We start from the raw sequence: 20,674 nt of genomic DNA, 5'->3' as shown, positions 1-20,674 counted from the left end.
TGTTTCCATGGTTAAGCCTGCCAATTAGCTAACAGGGCGGCGTGCTCGGTCGGCACATCAAAATATTTCATCCCGGCACGGTACTCACTGCCGCTCAAAATCGTATAAATACAGGTTGCTTTGCACACGACTTGGGTACGTGCCGAGGCATCTTTAGGGCTAGGCACTTCCATCATCATTTGATAAGTTTGTTTCTCTTTGAGCATGACACTGGTTTGCAACTGAATACCAGCAACAGAAAAATTAACAACTTTTGCAGGTACAATTTTTCCAACAGCAACCTGTATCGCGGCGCGCCACGCCACTTTCAGGCGCAGGGGGGCACTTTCACTCATAAAAATACACGAAACCGGTGGATACCGTCATGACTTTGAAACCCAGATTAAAAACTGATTGTAACCATTTCCTGAGGCAAACTTCATTCTGTCGGCAAAGAACTTGCTTTTTTATTGATATGAAGCCAATTTAGCACCCCACGTGCGGCTTGACGACCGCTGGCCATGCTGGCTGTCAATAAATATCCACCGGTCGGCGCTTCCCAATCGAGCATTTCACCGGCACAAAATACCCCGGGGCAGGCGCGTAGCATCAGGGTCTCATCGAGCGCTTCAAAGCAAACGCCGCCGGCACTGCTGATCGCCTCATCGAGCGGGCGGGTGGCGTGCAAACGCAAGGGTAATGCTTTGATGGTCTGGGCTAGCACGGCTGGAATGCGCATTTGTTCCGGTGTCAAAACCTCATGCAATAAGGCGATTTTCAAACGATCTAAGCCCAATTTACTGCGCAAGTGTGTGCTCAGCGAACGCGCGCCACGGCCAGAGACGAGTTCGGCGGCCAGCCGTTCTGCGCTCTTGTCCGGCAATAAATCCAGTTCGAGCACGGCATAGCCGTTTTGCACCAACTGTTGACGCAAAGCAGACGACAAAGCATAGATCAGGCTGCCCTCGACACCCCCTTCGGTGATCACGAACTGCCCTTGGCGCATGGGGGCCGCGCCAGCCGCTGTGCGGGCGGCCACGGTCAATACTGGCTGACCAGCAAAATTTTGTTGGAAAAATGGAGTCCAAACAGTATCAAAACCACAATTTGCCGCGACCAATGGCGACACCTCAACACCACGTTGCTGCAGCCACGGCACCCAGGCGCCATCCGAGCCCAGCCGTGCCCAACTGCCGCCGCCCAATGCCAGCACCACCGCATCGGCTTGCGCGTGTACCGGGCCGTTCGTACTGGTAAATTCCCAACCTTGACCAGCAGCACCAGCGCCGGTCCAACGATGGCGCATGTGGAAGCGCACTTGATCACTACGCAAGGCATGTAACCACGCCCGCAGCAGCGGGGCCGCCTTCATATCGACCGGAAACACGCGACCGGAACTGCCGACAAAGGTTTCCACCCCGAGTGCCAAGGCCCAGGCACGCAGCGCGCTGGGGTCAAAATCTTTGATTATGTCGTGCAAGGCGGCGGCGCGCGCGCCGTAACGGCCGATGAAAGCCGGCCAAGCTTCGCCATGGGTCAGATTCATACCGCCTTTTCCCGCCAGCAAAAACTTCCGCCCGACACTGGCCATCGCGTCATACACATCGACTGCGACACCGGCGGCGGCCAGCACTTCTGCCGCCATCAGGCCGGCCGGTCCGCCGCCGATGACAATCACACGATGGGGCTCAGAACGAGGGAAGGAGGAGTGGTGAGCGCTGGACATGGGGAGTAGAAAATGATTCGGCCCTCATGATAGCCGCCCGCGCCCGCACTGGCAAATCAGGGTGCCGCCAAGCGCAGGCGCAGCGCTTATTTGAGCCAGCTTTGCTGATAATGCAAACGATAATCGTTGGCCGGATCGAAGGCATTCTTATTACCGCCATCATAGGCAATATTTTGCACCGTCACCAAATGCACCGGCGTGACATAGCTACTCGCTGCTTGCCCGCAAAAGGCGCGATTCAATTCATCGACCAATTGCCAAGCATGCATGACTAAGGGTTCCGGCACGGTACCGCTTTGCATGCCATTGCTGCGTATGCGTTGGTAAGCGCTGGGTGAACCGTCGCCAGCGGAGACACCGATAAGTTTATTGGCTGCCACCAGCGGGGCGATCGATGCGGTGGTGAGCAGATCAAAGTAAAAATCATTAACCGCAATCACGTGGGTCCATTTCGCGCCGTGGCGTTTCACGGCCGCTTCGACCGCCGTTTTCATTTTTACATAGCCGTCCGCGAGCGGCACATCTTCAACGCTGAGCAAGCGGCACGACTCACACTGCTTGATGGTTTCGAGTATCGTCGCCGACTTGGCTTGCAGATACGGGTTGCTCGAATCGGTAAACAACACGATGCCAGCCTTGCTGTCGGCTTCGACCACCATGTACAAGGCCGCGACTTGCGCCACCTCTTTCGGGTTGGAGGTGATATTGGTAAACAAGCCGCCCACCGGACCGCTCTTGATCGAGGCATGCCAACCCACCACCGGCACCTTGGCTTTATCCGCTGCGGCCAAACCCTTGGCTTGGGTGCTCACATCGATACCAGCCAGAATAATCCCATCGGCCTTCATATCGAGTGCCTGTGAAATAATCGCCGCACCTTGATTGCACCGTCCGCGACAATCGATAGACAGCGTTTCCCAAGCCCCGGCAATACCGGCTTCTTTGACACCGTTGAAGAGCGCACCGATCGCGGCATCGCTCATGTCGGCCGCGATGAAAATGATTTTCTTTTTCTTTTGCAGTTTCGGTCCGGCCACCGGCCCTTCCCAACGGTTTTTCAAGCTCTCGGCACGCGCAACTTTGGCGTTGGCGCGGCTCATGAACTGCATGGGGTTTTCTTGCGCAAACGCGCTCGCGATGAGATTGAACGCTAGAAACAACAGGGTCAGGCACTTACTTGGCGTGGCATTCATGATTCCGGCTTAGTCTGGGTTAGTCAAGTTGGGCGCATGCCCGCGCACTCATACCGCAGGCAAAACACTTCATTTTTGAAACATTTTCTTACATCTGCACGGCGATTATTGCAGAAAAAATTTACAAAAAATGAGAGTTTATTGATGCTGTGCGCACTTGCAAGCCGAAACGGAACTTAATTAAAAGAAACGACCATATCCAGAATTTAAATATGATTTACAAGATTTTTACAAACCAATATTTTGTTCTCAGGAACAACACTTGCCCTAAGGCCAAATAATATTTGCTTATGTCAGTGCTCGCTGCGGCTGGCATCGTGGGTGCGCAGCCAAGTCAGTTGCAAGATGCGGGCATCGTTGCTGGCACGATGGCGCGTCAATTGCAGCTCCTTGATCAGTTGATCCTTGGTGGCATGCCACAAGGCTTCCTGCGCCGGCGTGATGATTTCGCGGAAATCGGCCAGATGAAATGATGGCACACGCTCAGCGGCATCGAACAAACGCGCCAGCCAGACATAGTCGTGGGCCCAGCCATCGGTATAGATGGTTTGGCCGGCCAGCGCCAAATTGAGGTGCTCGGCGACGCTGTGCACATTCTTGCCGGACTTAAATAACATACCTCGCTCTATGCAATGCACCTGCGCGGCCGTCGCATCCCAGTGCACCCATTCTTGTTCCGGACGAATCAAACTACACCAGGCGTGGCCTTGCGCGCGGGAAAAACCGACTTCGATCGGATAGCTGCCTTTGCCGAAGCCCGAGGCTTCGACATCGATCACAATGGGGATGCTGTGCATGGCAGACCGTCCGCGGCAGCGGCGCGTTCATATAATTCCAGCGGCAAACCGTCGGGATCAGCAAAGAAAACAAAGCGCTGCCCGGTGTACTCATCGCGGCGGATCGCTTCGAGTTCGACGCCGCGCTGCTGCAGCAAGGCCACTGCAGCCTCGATATCGGCCACGGTAAACGCCAAATGCCGCAAACCACGCGCCTCCGGATACGAGGGGCGTGCCGGGGCAGCAGCAAAGGAAAACAATTCTATCTGCACCCCATCGGCGCATGCCAGATCCAGCTTGTATGACTGCCGTGCGGCACGATAATGCTCGGCGATGATGCGCAGACCCAAGGTTTCCGTGTAAAACTGCCGCGAGCGCGCATAGTCGGAACAAATAACGGCCACATGGTGCACTCCTGATAACATGATTCACTCCTGGTTGTTTTCTTTGTTACGCAAAATATATGCCAGTAATACACTAGCTAGTCCGCCGAGCAAACCGACGCTAACCCAGGTCTGGCTCGCATGCTGCAGCGCCAGCAGCGCACCGGCCCAGGAAAAATTGTTCAGCGTCTCGCAAACAGTTGCTGCCAAGTTGCCCTTGCCGCGCCGTTGAAACTGGCTGCGGGCCGCCGGCTTGGCCAAGTAAACATGAATCAGCAAGACCCCGACTTGCGCCAGCAAGCCACCGCTGAGCAGCCAAGCGGCAGCAGTTGGTGCGCTCAGGCCTAGCCAACTGGCCGCCAGTCCCAACAAACACAGGCTGGGCAGCGCTGCCGCCAGCATTTTGGCGCGCAGTATTTGCCGTGCTGACAGCGGTGCCAGTTGCAGCAATTGCGGCGCGGCTTCGGCGGAAAAAATCACCCAAGCCAATGAGCCGGTCAAACCGGACAGCAATACGGTCAGCGCCGCCACCGCGGCTGGCACGGGCTGGCTGGCGCGAAAAAAAAGCAATAATAAAGGTATGAGATACAACATTTGCAGGCCTATTCGCGCCAGCAAATGCCAGTCGCGCAATAACAAGCGCCATTCTTTGCGTAGGATTGCCCGCGTCACACCACTGCGCATCGGCGGCAGCGCTCGGCGCGATGTACTGACCCGGCGACGGCCGCTGTGCTCGCTGGCGCGCCCGTATAAGCCATGCAAGCTGTGCGTCAGCAATAAGAAAACCGCACTACTGAGGGCCAACAACAGCAGCGCGCTGCGCCACTGTGTCAGGGCGCGCAGCGGCCAAGTCAGCAATTGCCAGACAGGTGCATCGAGGTGTTGCTGCAGATACGGTAAACATTGTGCCAACAAAAAGTCGCTCACACTTTGTTCTCGATAGGCGAACAGTTGCGTAAGGAGGAACAAGGCGGCACCGCTGAGCGCCGCTAACACATGGGCGATCACGCGCGTGCGCTGCGGCCCCAGCCTGGCCACCAGCGCCAGACAGAGCAACATGGCGGCGCACACGAGCAAGCTCGCGTAACTCAGAATGAAAGGATAGATCAACAAATACAGCGGCAGACCATGCAGCAGCGCGATATGCGCCAATGGTGTCAGGAAAAACCAACACGCCGCCGTCACCGCCAACACCAAGACCCCGAGGCGTACCCGAAAAATCACGCTACCCGAGAGCGGCGAAGACAATAACAAATCCAAATCGGCACGCTCAAACAGCACGTCTACGCTGCGATTCAAGGCCATCGAAAACATCAGCGTCGACATCAGCAGCAAGGCCGCCACCAGTAACAGTTGCAACAACACCGGCGGTGCCGCCGCCAAGGCCAGCACACTGGGCCACAAGACCCAAGCCAGCACATGCGTGAGCAGCCAAGCTAGCAGCAGCACGAGAACTTTGCCCCAACGAAAGCCGCGTTGGCCCTTGCTGCTATTCATGGAAAACAAAAGCAGCCGCACTTCATGCGCCAGCAACCAGCCTACGCTGCCAGGATGGAACGGCAAGCTGCGGCGCATCAATTGAGCCCCGTCAATTGCAAAAAAATTTGTTCCAAGGTGGCGTCGCCCTGACGCGTTTGTTCACGTAACTGCGCCAGCGTCCCTTCGGCGATCAGCCGCCCCTCGCTGAGAATGCCGATGCGTTGCGCCAGCCGTTCGGCCACCTCAAGAATATGTGTCGTCATCAGCACCGTGCCACCCTGCGCCACATGCGCTTGTAGCAAATCTTTAACCTGTCTGGCCGCCGCCGCGTCAAGACCGGTCAAAGGTTCATCGAGAATAATCAATTCCGGATCGTGGATCAAGCCTCCGGCCAAAGCCAGTTTTTGCTGCATGCCACGGGAAAAAGTTTCCGTCAATTCATCGGCATGCCGGCTCAAACCCAAGCAATCAAGCAATTGCTGCGCTTTAGCCGTGGCATGCGGCGCGGCTACACCCCATAAGCCAGCGCTGAATTCCAAGTATTCCCAAGCAGTGAGTTTGTCGTACAACAACGGGGTATCGGGCAGATAGGCCAGCTTTTGCTTCGCGGCAGACGCAGCTTGCGGTAAGTCATGGCCAAGCAAGCTAATCTCGCCGCTATCGGGCTGCAACAAGCCGGCAGCCATGCGCAAGGTGGTGGTTTTGCCGGCGCCATTGGGACCGAGCAAAGCATACAGCTCGCCGCGAGCGAGCGACAAATTCAATCGCTCGAGCACTGGACGGGCAAAGTGCTTGCTGACTGCGCGCAGCTCCAAAGCCCATTCGGACGCAGCGGCGCTGCTATTCATCCGACACCGCCCCGACCGGGGTACACAATTCAACCAGCAAACCATCGGGGCAACGCACATAAGAAACGATTTGCCCCCATGGTTTGGCCAACGGTGCGGCCACTTCGCGCGCACCAGCCGCCAACGCAGTAGCATGGGCCAAGGCCACATCGGCGCAGCACAAGGCGACCTCGAAGCCCAGTGGTTGCACCGAGCTATGGGCAGCCACATGGCCAGCAGTATAATTGAAGGCAGCCATTTGGTGATCGGCAAAGGCCAGCGCGGTCGCACCGGTTTCGAGCTCACCGTACATGCCGGAATCATCGAGAAAACGACGAGCGATGCCGAAAGCCTGTTCAAAAAAAGCCAACGATGCTGCGACGTCAGGTACATACACGATAGTGTAAGCGAATTGCATGACAATCTCCTGGTGAGCGGACAGTGAGGGAAGCGCGAATCATAATGCAGCCCATATTACCAAAAAAATAATTCTATTCACGCGACTTTATCGCAAGGTCGACGAATCAAAGTTAAGCTTTTTAGCAAGTTTTGCGCTGGCTCGTGATGTTCGATTCAAATTTCGGCTATGCTAGCTCGAAATTCGTTGTCGAAATACGTGCGAAAAAATCATTATTTTGAAGGATACCTCTGTGAGCAATTTGTTAAACCGTCGTCTGGCTCTGCTCGATAGCCCTGCATATCGCCCCTTGCTGGCACAGGGCTTGCGCGGCATCGAGCGAGAAACGCTGCGCGTCGATGCGGCTGGTCACCTGTCGCGCCAGCCCCATCCAGCCGCGCTCGGGGCGGCACTCACGCATCCGCAAATTACCACCGACTACGCGGAAGCCTTGCTGGAATTCATTACCCCGGCCGAGCCTGACATTGCCATCGCCTTAGATAAACTCACGCAAATTCATCGCTTCGCGTATACCGAACTCGGCGATGAAATGCTGTGGAGCCAATCGATGCCCTGCACTTTGCCAGCGGAACAAGACATCGCCATCGCTTGGTACGGGCAGGCACACATAGGCATGATCAAACATGTCTACCGACGCGGCTTGGCATTGCGTTACGGCAAAAGCATGCAATGTATCGCCGGGATTCATTACAATTATTCTTTGTCGGAACAGTTGTGGCAAGTCTTACAAGAGGCGGAACACAGCCCCGGCGATGCGATGACGGCGCAGTCGGAAAATTATATCGCGATGATCCGCAATTTCCAACGCTACAGTTGGCTGTTGATGTATTTATTCGGCGCTTCGCCAGCCTTGGCGGCCTCGTTCTTGGCCGGGCGCAAGCATGAACTCGAGACCTTGGCCGACGATACCCTCTACCTGCCGTATGCGACCAGCTTGCGTATGAGCGACCTCGGCTACCAAAACAATGCGCAAGACGGGCTGGTGGCACCGTATAACAATCTGATGGAATACATGCGCAGTCTGTCGATCGCGGTGCGTAAGCCGTATCCGGAATATGAAAAAATCGGCACCAAAGTCGATGGCGAATGGGTACAGATCAACACCAATGTGTTGCAAATCGAGAATGAATTCTATGCCACGATACGGCCGAAACGCGTCATCCACAGTGGTGAGCGGCCGATCGAAGCGCTCTGTGCCCGCGGAGTGCAATATGTGGAAGTGCGCTGCATGGATGTCAATCCCTTCGAGCCGCTCGGTATCAAACTCGAAACGGCGCGCTTTCTCGATGCCTTCCTGCTGTTTTGTGCGCTCGATGAAAGCCCGCTGACCAATGTTGCTGAAGGCCATGAAAACAGTGGCAATTTCGGCTTGGTGGTGAAACAGGGCCGTCGTCCCGACTTACAACTCAGTCGCGCCGGCAGCGCTGTGTCGCTGCACGACTGGAGCTTGGAATTATTGGAAAAAATCGCGCCGCTGGCAGCGCTGTTAGACAAACAGCATGGCAGCAGCGAGCATCATGATGCCCTACAAGTGCAGATCAAGAAAATACATGATCCGGCACTGACACCGTCGGCCCAAGTATTGCAAGCCATGCATGCACATGGTGATTCTTTCCCGAAATTTGCCTTAAGCCAAAGCAAACACTTGGCCGAGCAATTCCGTGCGCACCCCCCAAGTGCGGAAGAATTACGCAGTTTTCAGGCGATGGCGCAGCAATCGATCGCCGAGCAAGCCGCGATGGAAAGCGCGCAAACCGGTAGCTTCGATGAATTCATCACCGACTACCGTTCGCGCACCTCCAGCCAAATCTGTAGCGACAGCGCAGCAATCTGAGAACGGACGCGGCCGGTGCATTTCCAAGCCGGCCGGGACTTACCAAAATTGCCAAAAACTTTTTTTCTTGGGAGCGGCAGTTTTTTTCTTGGGAGAAATTCCCATCCGCTCCAAGGCTTCTTCGTGGCTCAGGTTTTTGCCGCGTAAATAAGCATAATAATATTCCTGCGGCATTTTGAATTTAAAATTGTAGGGATCGGCCAAATGCTGCTTCAGCAGTTCCTGATATTTGTTCCACTCCGGCACATCGCCATTGTTTTTCGCCGCCAGTTTGCGAACATAGGCCATGGCCTCGTCGATTTTCAGATTGTTCATCGCGTTCCTTATTGATCGGTGATGAATCAGCGTTTCAAGTATTAAAACATAAAATACTTAAAAAGTAATCATTTCTACAACGTCAAACGTATCGCCGTCAGCGGTGCTGACGAGTCGCTTACTCGAAACTCAGATAGCCTGCTAGTATGGCTGCATTTCCATTTACGCGCTCCCTCCATGCCCGCCTTGCCTGAACTACGTGAACTCGAACGCATCATCAGCCTCGGCCGCGGCCAATTGGAAGTCGACACGGTTTGCGAAGTCAGCAGCCACAACAAGCGCTACCCGGTATACCGTATCGCACTCGGCAATCCCGATCCGGCGCTGCCGGCGATCGGTTTTTTCGGTGGCATCCATGGCTTGGAACGAATTGGCAGTCAAGTCTTGCTGGCTTTCTTGCGTGGTCTGGTTTCCCGTCTGCACTGGGATAAAAGCTTGCAACACATGTTGCAAGAAGTGCGGCTGGTGTTCATGCCCTTGATGAACCCGGGCGGCATGGCGGCGGCGACACGCTGCAATCTCAACGGCGTCGACTTGATGCGCAATGCGCCGGTGGAGGCCGATGATGAAGTGCCGTTTTTACTCGGTGGACACCGCATCAGCCGGCATTTGCCGTGGTATCGCGGGGCCGCCGACGCCGCGATGGAAGCGGAAAATATCGCGCTGTGCCAAACCGTGACAAAAGAATTGCTGAGCCGTGAATTCAGCCTCGCCATCGATTGCCATTCCGGTTTCGGGCTGCGTGATCGGGTGTGGTTTCCCCATGCGCACAGTGTGCATCCGATTGCCGGCTTGGCCGATATCTTGTCGTTGGAAGAATTGTTCTGTCAAACCCACCCGTATCACCGCTACCTGTTCGAGCCACAAAGCCGACAATACCGTACCCATGGTGATATCTGGGATTACCTGTATTTGCAAGCACAGCAAACCCCGGAAAAAACCTTTCTGCCGCTGACATTGGAAATGGGCTCGTGGTTATGGGTAAAGAAAAACCCGCGCCAGTTATTTTCTCGTCACGGCATGTTCAATCCGGTCGAAGAACACCGTTGGCACCGCGTCTTGCGCCGTCATCAATCGTGGTTCGATTTTCTCATGCGCGCCACCTGCGCGCATGCCAGTTGGCGCGCCCGCGGCCCGGCACGCCTGCGCTTGCAAGAGCGCGCCGTAACACGCTGGTACCGACCATGACTTGGGTACTGTTACGCGGCCTGATCCGCGAACAACGCCACTGGGGCGACTTTCCGGCGCAATTACAACGCGCCTTTCCGGCACAGCGCATCATCACGCTCGATTTTCCCGGCAATGGCAGCCGTCATCGTGAAAACAGCGCCAGCAGCATCGCCGCGATGGTCGAATTTGTGCACGCGGAGTTAGCCCGCCTACAAGTGACTGGGCCGGTGCAGGTATTGGCCATTTCGCTCGGTGCCATGGTCGCCATCGGCTGGGCGCAGCGCTATCCACAACAAGTGCAAAGACTGGTGCTGATCAATACCAGCGTGGCACCGCATAATCGGTTTTACCAACGCCTGCGGCCACAGAATTATCTGGCACTGCTGGCCAGCAGCCTGCGCAGCGATCATCAACAACGCGAACAAGTGATTTTCGATTTAACCAGCAACAGCCCGCTGCGCCGCAGCGAACTGGTAGCGCGCTGGCGCGCCTATGCCGAAGAATTTCCTGTCAGCCGGCGCAACAGCTGCCGCCAATTGCTGGCCGCCTTGCGCTACCGCGCCCCACTGCAGGCACCAGCCGTACCGCTGCTGCTGCTGGCCGGGGCTGGTGACCGCTTGGTGAACCCCTGCTGCTCCAGTCGCCTGGCGGCGCTGTGGCAAGCCCCGTTGCGCCTGCATGCGAGGGCTGGCCATGATTTACCGCTCGATGATGCTCACTGGATCATTGAGCAATTGCAGCACTGAGGCGTCGCGCTGCCAAGGCATTACCGGCCCGACTGACCGCCTTACGGCCGAGATGAGCGGCGATGAATTGACCGGCGTCGACCACGGCGGCCAGATCGATACCGGTAGCAATGCCTAAGCCCTGCATGAGAAACAGTACATCTTCGGTGGCCACATTCCCGGTCGCCCCTTTGGCATACGGACAGCCGCCCAGCCCAGCCACCGAGGAATGGAAAATACTGACGCCAACTTCAAGACTGGCATAGATATTCGCCAGCGCTTGGCCATAGGTATCGTGAAAATGCCCCGACAAGGCGGCCAGCGGGAACACCTCGGCCGCAGCCAGCATGACCTGCTGCACCTGGCGCGCGGTACCGACGCCGATGGTATCGGCAATGTCGATTTCATCGCAACCGAGTTCACCCAAGCGGCGCACGACATCGCTTACCGCCGCCACCTCGACCGTGCCCTGATAGGGACAGCCGAAGGCACAGCTGATACTGCCGCGCAGACGTAGTTTGTGGCGCTTGGCGGCCGCGGCGACGACGCGAAAGCGTTCTATCGATTCGGTCATCGAGCAATTGATATTTTTTTGTGAAAAGGCTTCCGATGCCGAACTGAAAATCACTACTTCATCGACCCCGGCTGCCAGCGCCGCTTCAAAACCTTGCAAGTTCGGCGTCAAGGCCGAATACACCACACCAGGCCGACGCGTGATGCCGGCCATGACTTGCGCCGACGTTGCCATTTGCGGCACCCACTTAGGCGAGACAAACGAAGCCGCTTCGATATTGCGAAAGCCGGCCGCGCTGAGTCGGTCGATCAGGGCGATTTTAATCTCGGCCGGAATACTTTCTTTTTCATTTTGCAAGCCATCGCGCGGGCCGACTTCGACGATCTTGACGTGAGCAGGCAAGCAGGCGCTCATGTGCGACTCCCGGCTTGACGAATGATGTCGAGGTAACGCCCTATCACTGTGTTCATCCCCAATTCCAGACTCTCAACGATGACCGCATGACCGATCGAGACTTCTAAAATACCGGGTATCTGCAAGAATTTCCCCAGATTATCGAGGTTGAGATCGTGTCCGGCATTGACGCCCAAACCGGCCTGTTGCGCACACAAGGCAGCCGCCTGAAAGGCCGCGAACACTGACGCCGCATCGACCTGGCCGTAGGTTTCGGCATACGGCTCGGTGTACAGTTCAATACGCGCGGCACCGAGTTCGCGCGCCAGCGGCAAATCGCGGTTATCGACGTCGACAAACAAACTGGTCCGTATCCCGAGTGCATCGAGTTCGGCAAGCACCGGTGCCAACTGTGCCGCATCGCGACGCAAATCCCAACCGTGATCGGAAGTCAGTTGGTCGGGCGCATCCGGTACCAAGGTGCATTGCGCCGGTCGGTACTGTTTGACGACCTCGATGAATTCGGCCGACGGATAGCCCTCGACATTGAGCTCAGCACCGCGCGCGCGGCACAATTGCGCCAGCTCAGCGACATCGCTGTAACGCGCATGGCGTTGATCTTGGCGCGGATGCAGGGTGATACCGCCAACACCGAGATCGAGACAGCGCGCCGAAAAGGCCAGCACGTCGGGATAATTACGGCCGCGCGAATTGCGCAGCAAAGCGATCTTATTAATATTAATGGAAAGTGCGGTCATATTCTCTTTCGTCGAAACTTACACTGGCTGCGCAAAGGCCAGTAATTGTGCGCCCTCGCCGACCTGGTCGCCGACCGCATACAAGACTTCTGCAATGATGCCGTCATGCGGTGCCGAAATGGTGTGTTCCATTTTCATCGCTTCCATGATCAGTAAGGCGCTACCTTTCGTCACGCTCTGCCCGGCCGCCACCAATACGGCGACGATCTTACCTGGCATCGGAGCAGTCAGACGACCGCCTTCGGCTTCGGCTTCACCGGCATGGGCCAACGCATCAAGATAATGAAACACGCTGTGCACAGCTTGACTGAAAACATGGAAATACTCACCATCCCGTACCACCGTGCCACTGACCGTACTCGCACCGAGCCGCAGTACCAGTTCCGGGCCCTGCTGTGACACCAAGCTCAAGCGGTGCTTTGCGCCATCACAGGTGAATTCCCAGCCATCAGCCAGATAGCTGAGCTGTACTGCATGGCTATCCTGCTCTTGGCTGAATTGTAAACGCCTTTGCAGTTGACTGTTCATGCGCCAGCCTTGGCTACTCTGCCAAGGATCGCTGCCGCCGCTGCGTTCGCTGTTCAACAAGGCGGCGCTGGCCAAGGCCAGAGAAGCGCAAGCCGGGGCCGGCGGCGTCGGAAACAATTGTTCCTGATTCCGCTCAATGAGGCCCGTATCAAGATCAGCCGTGGCAAACGCCGTGCTGCCGATCAGGCGTGATAAAAATGCGAGGTTCGATGATAAGCCGACGATTTGATATTGTGCCAAGGCCTGCGCCATACGTGCCAGCGCTTGCTCGCGATCCTTGCCCCAGACGATCAGCTTGGCAAGCATAGGATCATAGAATGGCGAAATGGTGTCGCCTTCACGCACACCGCTATCGATACGGATAGGCGCAGGATCGCTGCCATCACCATTCCCGAGTTCGAAGTACGCGGCCGCCGGGGTGCGGACATGGCGCAGTGTACCGATCGAAGGCAGGAAACCTTTTTCCGGATTTTCGGCATACACACGCGCTTCGATGGCATGCCCATGAATCCGTAACTCAGACTGTAACAGCGGCAATTTTTCGCCGGCCGCCACACGCAACTGCCACTCGACCAAATCGGTGGCGGTAATCATTTCCGTTACCGGATGTTCGACTTGCAAACGCGTGTTCATTTCCATGAAATAAAACGAACCATCTTGATTGACGATGAATTCGACCGTGCCGGCACCGACATAGCCAACTGCCTTGGCCGCGGCCACCGCGGCCTCGCCCATGGCGCGTCGCCGCGCTTCGCTCAAACCCGGTGCCGGCGCTTCTTCCAAGACTTTTTGATGCCGCCGCTGCACCGAACAATCGCGCTCAAACAGATACACACAATTGCCATGGGTATCGGCGAACACTTGAATTTCAATATGCCGCGGACGCTGCAAATACTTTTCCGCCAACACCTTATCGTCGCCGAAAGAATTGATCGCTTCGCGTTTGCAGGAAGCCAGCGCCTCTTTGAAGTCAGCCGATTGCTCGATCACGCGCATGCCTTTGCCGCCGCCACCAGCGCTGGCTTTGAGCAAGACCGGATAGCCGATCTGATCGGCTTGGGCATGCAGAAAATCGGCATCCTGATTTTCACCGTGATAGCCAGGCACCAGCGGCACATGGGCGGTTTCCATCAAAGATTTGGCCGCCGATTTACTGCCCATGGCGCGAATCGCCGCTGCCGGCGGACCGATGAAGACCAAGCCATGCTCGGCGCAGGCTTGGGCGAAATCGCTGTTTTCCGATAAAAAACCATAGCCTGGGTGGATCGCCTGTGCACCACAAGCCAAGGCGACCTCGATAATTTTTTCACCGAGCAAATAACTTTCCTTGGCCGCCGCCGGTCCGATTCTGACCGCTTCATCACACACCGCGACATGCTTGGCATCGGCGTCGGCGTCGGAGTACACGGCAACGGTACGAATGCCCATGCGACGTGCAGTAGCGGCAACACGGCAAGCAATTTCACCACGGTTAGCGATCAGAATTTTAGTAAACATGTCTCAGGCTCTTCTGGTTAAGGGGAATCAATGGTGCAGGCGCGCTCAGCTACAATTACCGGCTTTGGCCTCGACCTTACCGCGTGTAGTGAGGCCTAATTTCCCCAGCAAGACACGGTCATCCTGCGCTTCCGGATTTTGTGTCGTGAGTAATTTGTCGCCGTAAAAAATCGAATTGGCACCGGCCAGAAAACACATCGCCTGCACTGCCTCGCCCATTTGCCGACGACCGGCCGACAAACGCACGCGTGCCTTGGGCATGGTGATGCGCGCGACGGCGATGGTACGCACGAATTCAAACGGATCGAGCGGATCGAGGCCATGCAAAGGCGTGCCTTCGACTTGCACCAGATGATTCACCGGCACCGATTCCGGATACGGATTCAGGTTGGCCAACTGAGCGATCAGACCGGCGCGCTGACGCCGCGTTTCGCCCATGCCGACAATGCCGCCGCAACACACTTTCAAACCGGCGGTACGCACATGACCGAGCGTATCGAGGCGGTCTTGGTAGTCGCGGGTGGAAATCACATTGCTGTAAAATTCAGGCGCAGTATCGAGGTTGTGGTTGTAGTAATCGAGGCCGGCATCTTTCAGACGCTGCGCCTGTTCTTCCTTGAGCATGCCCAGGGTGGCGCAAGTTTCCAAGCCCATGGCTTTTACTTCACGCACCATGGTTTCGACTTTCTCGATATCGCGGTCTTTCGGTGAGCGCCACGCGGCGCCCATACAAAAGCGCGTCGCGCCGTTTTCGCGTGCGGCTTTGGCGGCATCGAGCACTTCGCGTACATCGAGCATCTTCTTGGCTTCGACGCCGGTGTCATAGCGTGCTGCTTGCGGACAGTAGCTGCAATCTTCTTCGCAGCCACCGGTTTTAATCGACAACAGCGTCGCCAATTCGATATCGCCAGCCGGGAAATTCGCTCGGTGCGCAGTCTGCGCCTGAAACATCAAATCATTGAATGGCAAATCGAACAAAGCCAACACATCGTCCAGCGGCCAAGCCTCGGCTTCAATGGTTTTCAGCGGTGCTTGAAACTGTAGCGCCTGCTCTGTGGTGTCATGGGTTTGCATAAAATCTCCTTAAATAATCAATTCAATAAAGTCAGATCGAGACCCGCCGCCGCCATGCGGTGGCGGGTCAGCGAGTCCGAGTCGTCAGCCAGACGCGGGATGACGCCGAGTAAAGGTGCGGCAATGCGCGCGCGCAGAGCGGCGATATTTTCAGCTTGGTAAAGCATATCCGCATCGACCGTATTCGCAACCCAGCCGGCCAGTCTCAAGCCGCGCGCCGCAATCGCCTGCACCGTCAGCAAGGCATGGTTGATACAACCGAGCCGCAGTCCAACCACCAAGATCACCGGCAGCGCCAATGCTTGCGCCAGGTCGGCGGTATCGATCTGCGCATCGAGCGGCACGCAAAAACCGCCCACCCCTTCGACGATGACGACGTCGGCTGACTCGCAGGCTGCGGCATACGCCGCCTGTATCGTCGCCAGTGACACTTGGACTTGTTCCACACGCGCAACGATATGCGGAGCGGCCGGAGTCCGCATCAAATACGGGCACACCAGCGCTGTCGGTGCGCTCACGCTGGAGGCTGCCATCAGACGATCCACATCCTCATTATGCCATTCACCATCGCGCCACTCGGCACCGGCAGCCACCGGCTTCAAACCCAGTGTGCTGCCGGCGCTGGCAAAGGCGTTCAGCAAGGCGCAACTGATCAGCGTTTTGCCGATTTCGGTATCGGTACCGGTAACGAAATAATCCTGTGTACGCGGTGCAGACATCACGCCACCTCGGCGAAACAGCGCGCCACATAATGCAAATTATCGAGCCGATTGATCGCCTGTACCAATTGCAGTACCTGCACCTTACTGTGCGCGGCTGACAGCGTGACACGCAAACGGGCGGTACCGACGGCCACCGTCGGCGGCCGAATCGCCCCGACCCAGAAACCTTGGTCGCGCAAATTGCCGGCCACCGCCAGCATGCCGGCATTGTCACCAATCAGCACCGGCTGCACCGCCGTTGGCGATGGCATATTGCTCCACACTTTCAAATCCAAACCGGTGCGGAATAAATCGATCAATTGATTGAGGTGCGCGCGTCTTTGCATGCCTTCCGGGCCGGCAATGATATCGAGACTCGTCAACAAAGCATGCGCTAACGCCGGGGGTGCAGCGGTCGTGTAAATATACGAACGGGCTTTTTGCACCAACCATTCGATCACCGTTTCATGCGCTGCCACGAAGGCCCCGCCGACACCGGCGGCTTTGCCCAGTGTGCCCATGTAAATCAAATTCGGCGAATGCAAATCAAAGTGTTCAAACACCCCGCGACCATGCGCACCGAGTACGCCGAAGCCATGCGCATCGTCGACAATCAGCCAAGCCTCGTATTGCTCACACAAGGCCAGCAAGGGGCGCAGATCGGCGATATTGCCATCCATGCTGAACACGCTGTCGGTGATGACGATGCGCTGCTTGCTCTGACAAGTTTTCAACATTTCGGCCAAGGCATCATAATCGCGGTGCGGGAACACCTTGGTGGCGGCGCGCGACAAGCGTGCCCCATCGATCAGCGAAGCATGGTTGAGCTGCTCGGAAAACACTGCCGCGTCCTTACCGGCCAAGGCGGTGATCACCGCTTGGTTGGCCATGTAACCGGAACAGAAATACAAGGCACGGGCCTGCTCGATGTGCGCTGCCATGAATTCGGCCAGGCGCTCTTCGAGTTGGGCATGCGCGCGGCTGTGGCCGCTGATCAGATGCGAGGCACCGCTGCCGGCACCGTACAGACTCGCGCCTTGCTGCAGCGCGGCGATAACCGCCGGATGCGCGGCCAGACCCAGATAATCATTACTGCAAAACGCCATCAGCTCGCGTCCTTCGGCCTGTACGGTGGCGTCACAGGCGCTGTCGACCGCACGGCGACGCCGGATCAAGTGTTGCGCATCGAGTGCGGCCAATTCAGTTTGCAAAGTTTGTAGCAAAGGCATAGGGCGGTGATTATTCTCAGTACTCATGCCATGACCTCGTCAAATACTTGCATGGTCTTTTCGGCTAACAGACTGATCTCAGCCGCTTCGAGTATATACGGCGGCATCAGATACACGCTGCGGCCGATAGGACGCATTAATAATTCGTGTTGCAAAGCAGTGCTGAAAAAACGCGCCGAAAATGTCGCGGCACGTGCTGCATCATCGACGACGGCATCGAACGCGAAAATCATGCCTTGTTGGCGCACATGGCGCACCCGCCGGTCATCGGCCAAACCGGCAAAAGCCTGCGCCAGTTGTTGCGCCTTACGCGCATTGCTGGCCAGTACATCGTCGCTGGCAAAGATAGCCAGCGTCGCCAAGGCAGCGCGACAAGCCAGCGGGTTGCCGGTGTACGAATGCGAATGCAAAAAGCCGCGGCGGATATCGCTGTCATAAAACGAGGCGAACACGGCGTCGGTAGTCATCACCAGGGACAAGGGCAAATAACCGCCGCTGATACCTTTCGACAAACACAGAAAGTCGGGCCAAATGGCCGCCGCTTCACAGGCAAAGAAAGTGCCGGTACGACCGCAACCGACGGCGATTTCATCTGCGATCAGATGCACCTGATATTGATCACATAAGGCGCGCACACGCTGCAGATACAGCGGATCATGCATGGCCATGCCGGTGGCGCATTGCACCAGCGGTTCGATGATGACGGCGGCGATTTTTCCTTGGCGCTGTTGCAGTAAGTGTTCGAGATCAGCGGCCGCATGCAGCGCCACATCGACCGCGGTTTCGCCATCTTGCGCCAGCCGCGCATCGGGTGAAGTGATCACATGCGCGCGCTGCAGCATAGGTCCATAGGCTTCGCGGAACAGACTGACATCGGTCACGGCCAGCGCACCGACGGTTTCGCCGTGATAGCTGCCTTGAATACAAACGAATTCTTGTTTCTCGCTTTGACCGAGATTGCGCCAAGAGTGAAAACTCATCTTCAGCGCGATTTCCACCGCCGAGGCACCATCAGAGGCGTAAAAACAATGGCCGAGCGCGTGCCCGGTCAAGGCTGCCAATTGTTCCGACAATTGCACCACCGGCGCATGGGTAAACCCGGCCAGCATCGCATGTTCGAGTTGATCGAGTTGATCTTTGAGAGCGGCATTGATGCGCGGATTGGCATGGCCGAACAAATTCACCCACCAGGAACTGATGGCGTCGAGATAGCGCTTGCCATCCATATCATAGAGCCAAGCACCGCGACCATGACTGACCGGTATCAAGGGCAGGGTTTCATGGTGCTGCATCTGGGTACACGGATGCCAAACATGCTTGAGGCTACGTGCGACCCAGTCATTTTGTATATTCAAAATTACTCCAAACTGCTTGATGAAGCCGCCATTTTATGCGACTTTTACATCACATTTTGCGCCGGACAATGATAGTACTTGATTTCATTGACAGAATAACCATTTACTGCAACCACGCCGGCTTACGTTTTTCGAGAAATGCCCGCACCCCTTCGCGCCCTTCGTCCGAGGCGCGGATAGCGGCAATCTGTTCCACCGTCTGCGCTAGCAAGGCCGGCGTGAGCGCGGCACCGCTCACTTGCTGCAGCAATTGTTTGGCCGCGCGTACCGCATGCGGACTGTTTGCCGTCAGCGCCTTGAGCAATTCTGCCAAGCGTGGCGCACTCGCCGCGGCCGTCACCACTTCATGTACAAAGCCGATGCGCAGCGCCTCGGCGGCGTCGAAGCGCTCGGCCGTGAGGAAATACCGGCGTGCCGCGTTTTCACCCATGGCCTTGATCACATACGGCGAAATCGTCGCCGGGATCAAACCCAAGCGCACTTCACTGAGACAAAAGTTAACGCCCTCAACACAGAGCACGATATCGCAAGCGGCCACCAAGCCCATGCCACCGGCATAACAGTCGCCGGCTACCAGCGCCACCACCGGATGGCGACAATCGTGAATCGCACTCAGCATACGCGCCAGTTGCGCGGCGTCGGCCAAATTTTCGGCATGGCTGTAATCGGCCATTTTTTTCATCCAATTCAAATCCGCTCCGGCGCAGAACGCCGCGCCTTGCGCGGCCAGCACAATAGCACGAATGCTGTCGTCGGCGCTCAAGGCTAGAAATGCCTCGCTCAATTCGGCAATCATGGTCTCATTAAACGCATTGCGCACATCGGGGCGCGCCAGCGTGAGCGTGGCGACGCTACCGGTTTGTTGCAAAAGCAGGGTGTCAAACATCATGGTGCGGTTCCTTTGATCGGTGCCACCGGTATCGGCAAAATTTTATTCTTTTCAAGAAACTGCTGTACTACCGGGGTCCAGAGCGCGATGCCTCTGGTAAACAGGCTATGCCCATTGGTTTCAAATGGCGGCAATAAATGGAATTCGGCCACGCCGCCGGCTTTCACAAACGCGGCGTGCCATGCTTGGCTGTAGCGCGGCCCAAAATATAAATCATTGTCGGTATAAATCCATAAACTCGGCAGCTTGCTGGTACTACCGAAATTGGCATACATGCGCTCCAACTTGTAGCCTTCGCACGGCTCGCCCGGATGCGCTGCCGGGTCACCACCGGAACCACCGGCGAAATTAATCGTAGCCATCAGACCGGGCGGGTTTTGCGCCGCCGTGGCGATGCTGGTATAGCCACCGACCGATTGTCCGACCAGTAGCAAACGGCTGGCATCGAGATACGGCTGTTGCTTGGCATACGCGAGTACCGCCAATATTTCGCTACTGGCCGCCGCCGCCATCTCGGCATAGCTTTTATTCTTGCAGGCGCCACTGTCTTCCGGGTCGGGATTGATGCCCATTGCGCCGTAGCCGATGCGAGTCGGTACTAACACAGCAAAGCCGCGCTCAGTGAAGTAGCGCACCTGCCGAGTGTAACGAAAGCGCGCCGGCTGCGCGCGGTCGGTAGCGCTGCGACCATGATTGAGTATCACCAGTGGAAACGGCCCCGGTCCGGCAGGACGGAACTGCGTGATCACCACCGTGCCAGCCACCGGACGATGCAGAAAATCTTGCACCGTCACGGTGATCTGCGCGACTTCCTCATGCAAATCGGCGGCGTTTTCCTGCGCCACCACCGCTGGTGCCAGCAGCACTGCCAGCGTCATGCTCAGCCAATCAAATGCCCGCATATCGCGCTC

Annotated in this window: 21 protein-coding genes; 3 read left to right on the top strand and 18 right to left on the bottom strand. The window is 56.7% G+C overall.

All coding sequences use genetic code 11. The annotated features are described in order from the left end of the window. Positions 1 to 11 precede the first annotated feature (11 nt). The 8 genes from QN359_RS06920 to QN359_RS06885 all read right to left on the bottom strand — a co-directional run bounded on the left by QN359_RS06920 (position 12) and on the right by QN359_RS06885 (position 6,781). A complete protein-coding gene (locus QN359_RS06920; RefSeq protein WP_322250384.1) occupies positions 12 to 335 on the bottom strand; it encodes a hypothetical protein in 324 nt (107 codons plus the stop codon). Positions 336 to 418: 83 nt separating this feature from the next. Beyond that, positions 419 to 1,705, bottom strand: coding sequence for a TIGR03862 family flavoprotein (locus QN359_RS06915; protein ID WP_322250383.1), 1,287 nt, complete (start codon positions 1,703 to 1,705; stop codon positions 419 to 421). Between the two features lie 86 nt (positions 1,706 to 1,791). Beyond that, a complete protein-coding gene (locus tag QN359_RS06910) occupies positions 1,792 to 2,898 on the bottom strand; it encodes a substrate-binding domain-containing protein (RefSeq protein WP_322250382.1) in 1,107 nt (368 codons plus the stop codon). Between the two features lie 293 nt (positions 2,899 to 3,191). Further along, complete coding sequence (locus QN359_RS06905) at positions 3,192 to 3,695, bottom strand: hypothetical protein (RefSeq protein ID WP_322250381.1); 504 nt, start codon at positions 3,693 to 3,695, stop codon at positions 3,192 to 3,194. Beyond that, positions 3,674 to 4,099, bottom strand: coding sequence for a VOC family protein (locus QN359_RS06900; protein WP_322250380.1), 426 nt, complete (start codon positions 4,097 to 4,099; stop codon positions 3,674 to 3,676). Before QN359_RS06900 ends, QN359_RS06905 begins: the two co-directional genes overlap by 22 nt. Positions 4,100 to 4,102: 3 nt before the next feature. Beyond that, complete coding sequence (locus QN359_RS06895) at positions 4,103 to 5,632, bottom strand: hypothetical protein (RefSeq protein ID WP_322250379.1); 1,530 nt, start codon at positions 5,630 to 5,632, stop codon at positions 4,103 to 4,105. Continuing rightward, complete coding sequence (ccmA, locus tag QN359_RS06890) at positions 5,632 to 6,384, bottom strand: heme ABC exporter ATP-binding protein CcmA (RefSeq protein WP_322250378.1); 753 nt, start codon at positions 6,382 to 6,384, stop codon at positions 5,632 to 5,634. The genes QN359_RS06895 and ccmA overlap by 1 nt, the downstream gene beginning before the upstream one ends. Next, a complete protein-coding gene (locus QN359_RS06885) occupies positions 6,377 to 6,781 on the bottom strand; it encodes a VOC family protein (RefSeq protein WP_322250377.1) in 405 nt (134 codons plus the stop codon). Before QN359_RS06885 ends, ccmA begins: the two co-directional genes overlap by 8 nt. 232 nt (positions 6,782 to 7,013) lie before the next feature. Here QN359_RS06885 and gshA point away from each other — a divergent pair, with 232 nt between their 5' ends. Continuing rightward, a complete protein-coding gene (gene gshA, locus QN359_RS06880; RefSeq protein ID WP_322250376.1) occupies positions 7,014 to 8,615 on the top strand; it encodes a glutamate--cysteine ligase in 1,602 nt (533 codons plus the stop codon). A gap of 39 nt (positions 8,616 to 8,654) precedes the next feature. Here gshA and QN359_RS06875 read toward each other — a convergent pair whose 3' ends face one another. Then, positions 8,655 to 8,930: a hypothetical protein gene (locus QN359_RS06875; protein ID WP_322250375.1), complete on the bottom strand. Its 276-nt coding sequence runs from the start codon at positions 8,928 to 8,930 to the stop codon at positions 8,655 to 8,657. Between the two features lie 177 nt (positions 8,931 to 9,107). Between QN359_RS06875 and QN359_RS06870 the strand changes: the two genes are divergently transcribed. Beyond that, positions 9,108 to 10,118, top strand: coding sequence for a M14 family zinc carboxypeptidase (locus tag QN359_RS06870; protein WP_322250374.1), 1,011 nt, complete (start codon positions 9,108 to 9,110; stop codon positions 10,116 to 10,118). Then, positions 10,115 to 10,846 (top strand): alpha/beta hydrolase, encoded by a 732-nt coding sequence (locus QN359_RS06865; protein ID WP_322250373.1) that lies wholly within the window; start codon positions 10,115 to 10,117, stop codon positions 10,844 to 10,846. Before QN359_RS06870 ends, QN359_RS06865 begins: the two co-directional genes overlap by 4 nt. Here the strand turns inward: QN359_RS06865 and QN359_RS06860 are convergent. The 9 genes from QN359_RS06860 to QN359_RS06820 all read right to left on the bottom strand — a co-directional run bounded on the left by QN359_RS06860 (position 10,824) and on the right by QN359_RS06820 (position 20,665). After that, positions 10,824 to 11,753: a hydroxymethylglutaryl-CoA lyase gene (locus QN359_RS06860; RefSeq protein WP_322250372.1), complete on the bottom strand. Its 930-nt coding sequence runs from the start codon at positions 11,751 to 11,753 to the stop codon at positions 10,824 to 10,826. The two genes, QN359_RS06865 and QN359_RS06860, sit on opposite strands and share 23 nt — an antisense overlap. After that, complete coding sequence (locus QN359_RS06855) at positions 11,750 to 12,490, bottom strand: pyridoxine 5'-phosphate synthase (RefSeq protein WP_322250371.1); 741 nt, start codon at positions 12,488 to 12,490, stop codon at positions 11,750 to 11,752. The genes QN359_RS06860 and QN359_RS06855 overlap by 4 nt, the downstream gene beginning before the upstream one ends. An 18-nt stretch (positions 12,491 to 12,508) precedes the next feature. After that, complete coding sequence (locus tag QN359_RS06850) at positions 12,509 to 14,515, bottom strand: acetyl/propionyl/methylcrotonyl-CoA carboxylase subunit alpha (protein WP_322250370.1); 2,007 nt, start codon at positions 14,513 to 14,515, stop codon at positions 12,509 to 12,511. Between the two features lie 45 nt (positions 14,516 to 14,560). Further along, the gene (bioB, locus tag QN359_RS06845) at positions 14,561 to 15,589 is read right to left on the bottom strand and encodes a biotin synthase BioB (RefSeq protein ID WP_322250369.1); all 1,029 of its coding nucleotides are present in this window, start codon (positions 15,587 to 15,589) and stop codon (positions 14,561 to 14,563) included. Between the two features lie 17 nt (positions 15,590 to 15,606). Continuing rightward, positions 15,607 to 16,308, bottom strand: a complete 702-nt coding sequence (gene bioD / locus QN359_RS06840) for a dethiobiotin synthase (RefSeq protein WP_322250368.1) — start codon at positions 16,306 to 16,308, stop codon at positions 15,607 to 15,609. After that, positions 16,308 to 17,519 (bottom strand): 8-amino-7-oxononanoate synthase, encoded by a 1,212-nt coding sequence (bioF, locus tag QN359_RS06835; RefSeq protein WP_322251053.1) that lies wholly within the window; start codon positions 17,517 to 17,519, stop codon positions 16,308 to 16,310. The genes bioD and bioF overlap by 1 nt, the downstream gene beginning before the upstream one ends. A gap of 23 nt (positions 17,520 to 17,542) precedes the next feature. Continuing rightward, positions 17,543 to 18,874: an adenosylmethionine--8-amino-7-oxononanoate transaminase gene (gene bioA / locus QN359_RS06830; protein ID WP_369124407.1), complete on the bottom strand. Its 1,332-nt coding sequence runs from the start codon at positions 18,872 to 18,874 to the stop codon at positions 17,543 to 17,545. 103 nt (positions 18,875 to 18,977) lie between these two features. Beyond that, positions 18,978 to 19,763, bottom strand: a complete 786-nt coding sequence (locus QN359_RS06825; RefSeq protein ID WP_322250367.1) for an enoyl-CoA hydratase/isomerase family protein — start codon at positions 19,761 to 19,763, stop codon at positions 18,978 to 18,980. Continuing rightward, complete coding sequence (locus QN359_RS06820; protein WP_322250366.1) at positions 19,760 to 20,665, bottom strand: alpha/beta hydrolase family protein; 906 nt, start codon at positions 20,663 to 20,665, stop codon at positions 19,760 to 19,762. Before QN359_RS06820 ends, QN359_RS06825 begins: the two co-directional genes overlap by 4 nt. Positions 20,666 to 20,674: the final 9 nt, after the last annotated feature.

Source organism: Undibacterium sp. 5I2 (assembly GCF_035019605.1).
Taxonomy (GTDB): Bacteria; Pseudomonadota; Gammaproteobacteria; order Burkholderiales; family Burkholderiaceae_D; genus Undibacterium.
This window is presented reverse-complemented; position numbering and strand designations above follow the sequence as displayed.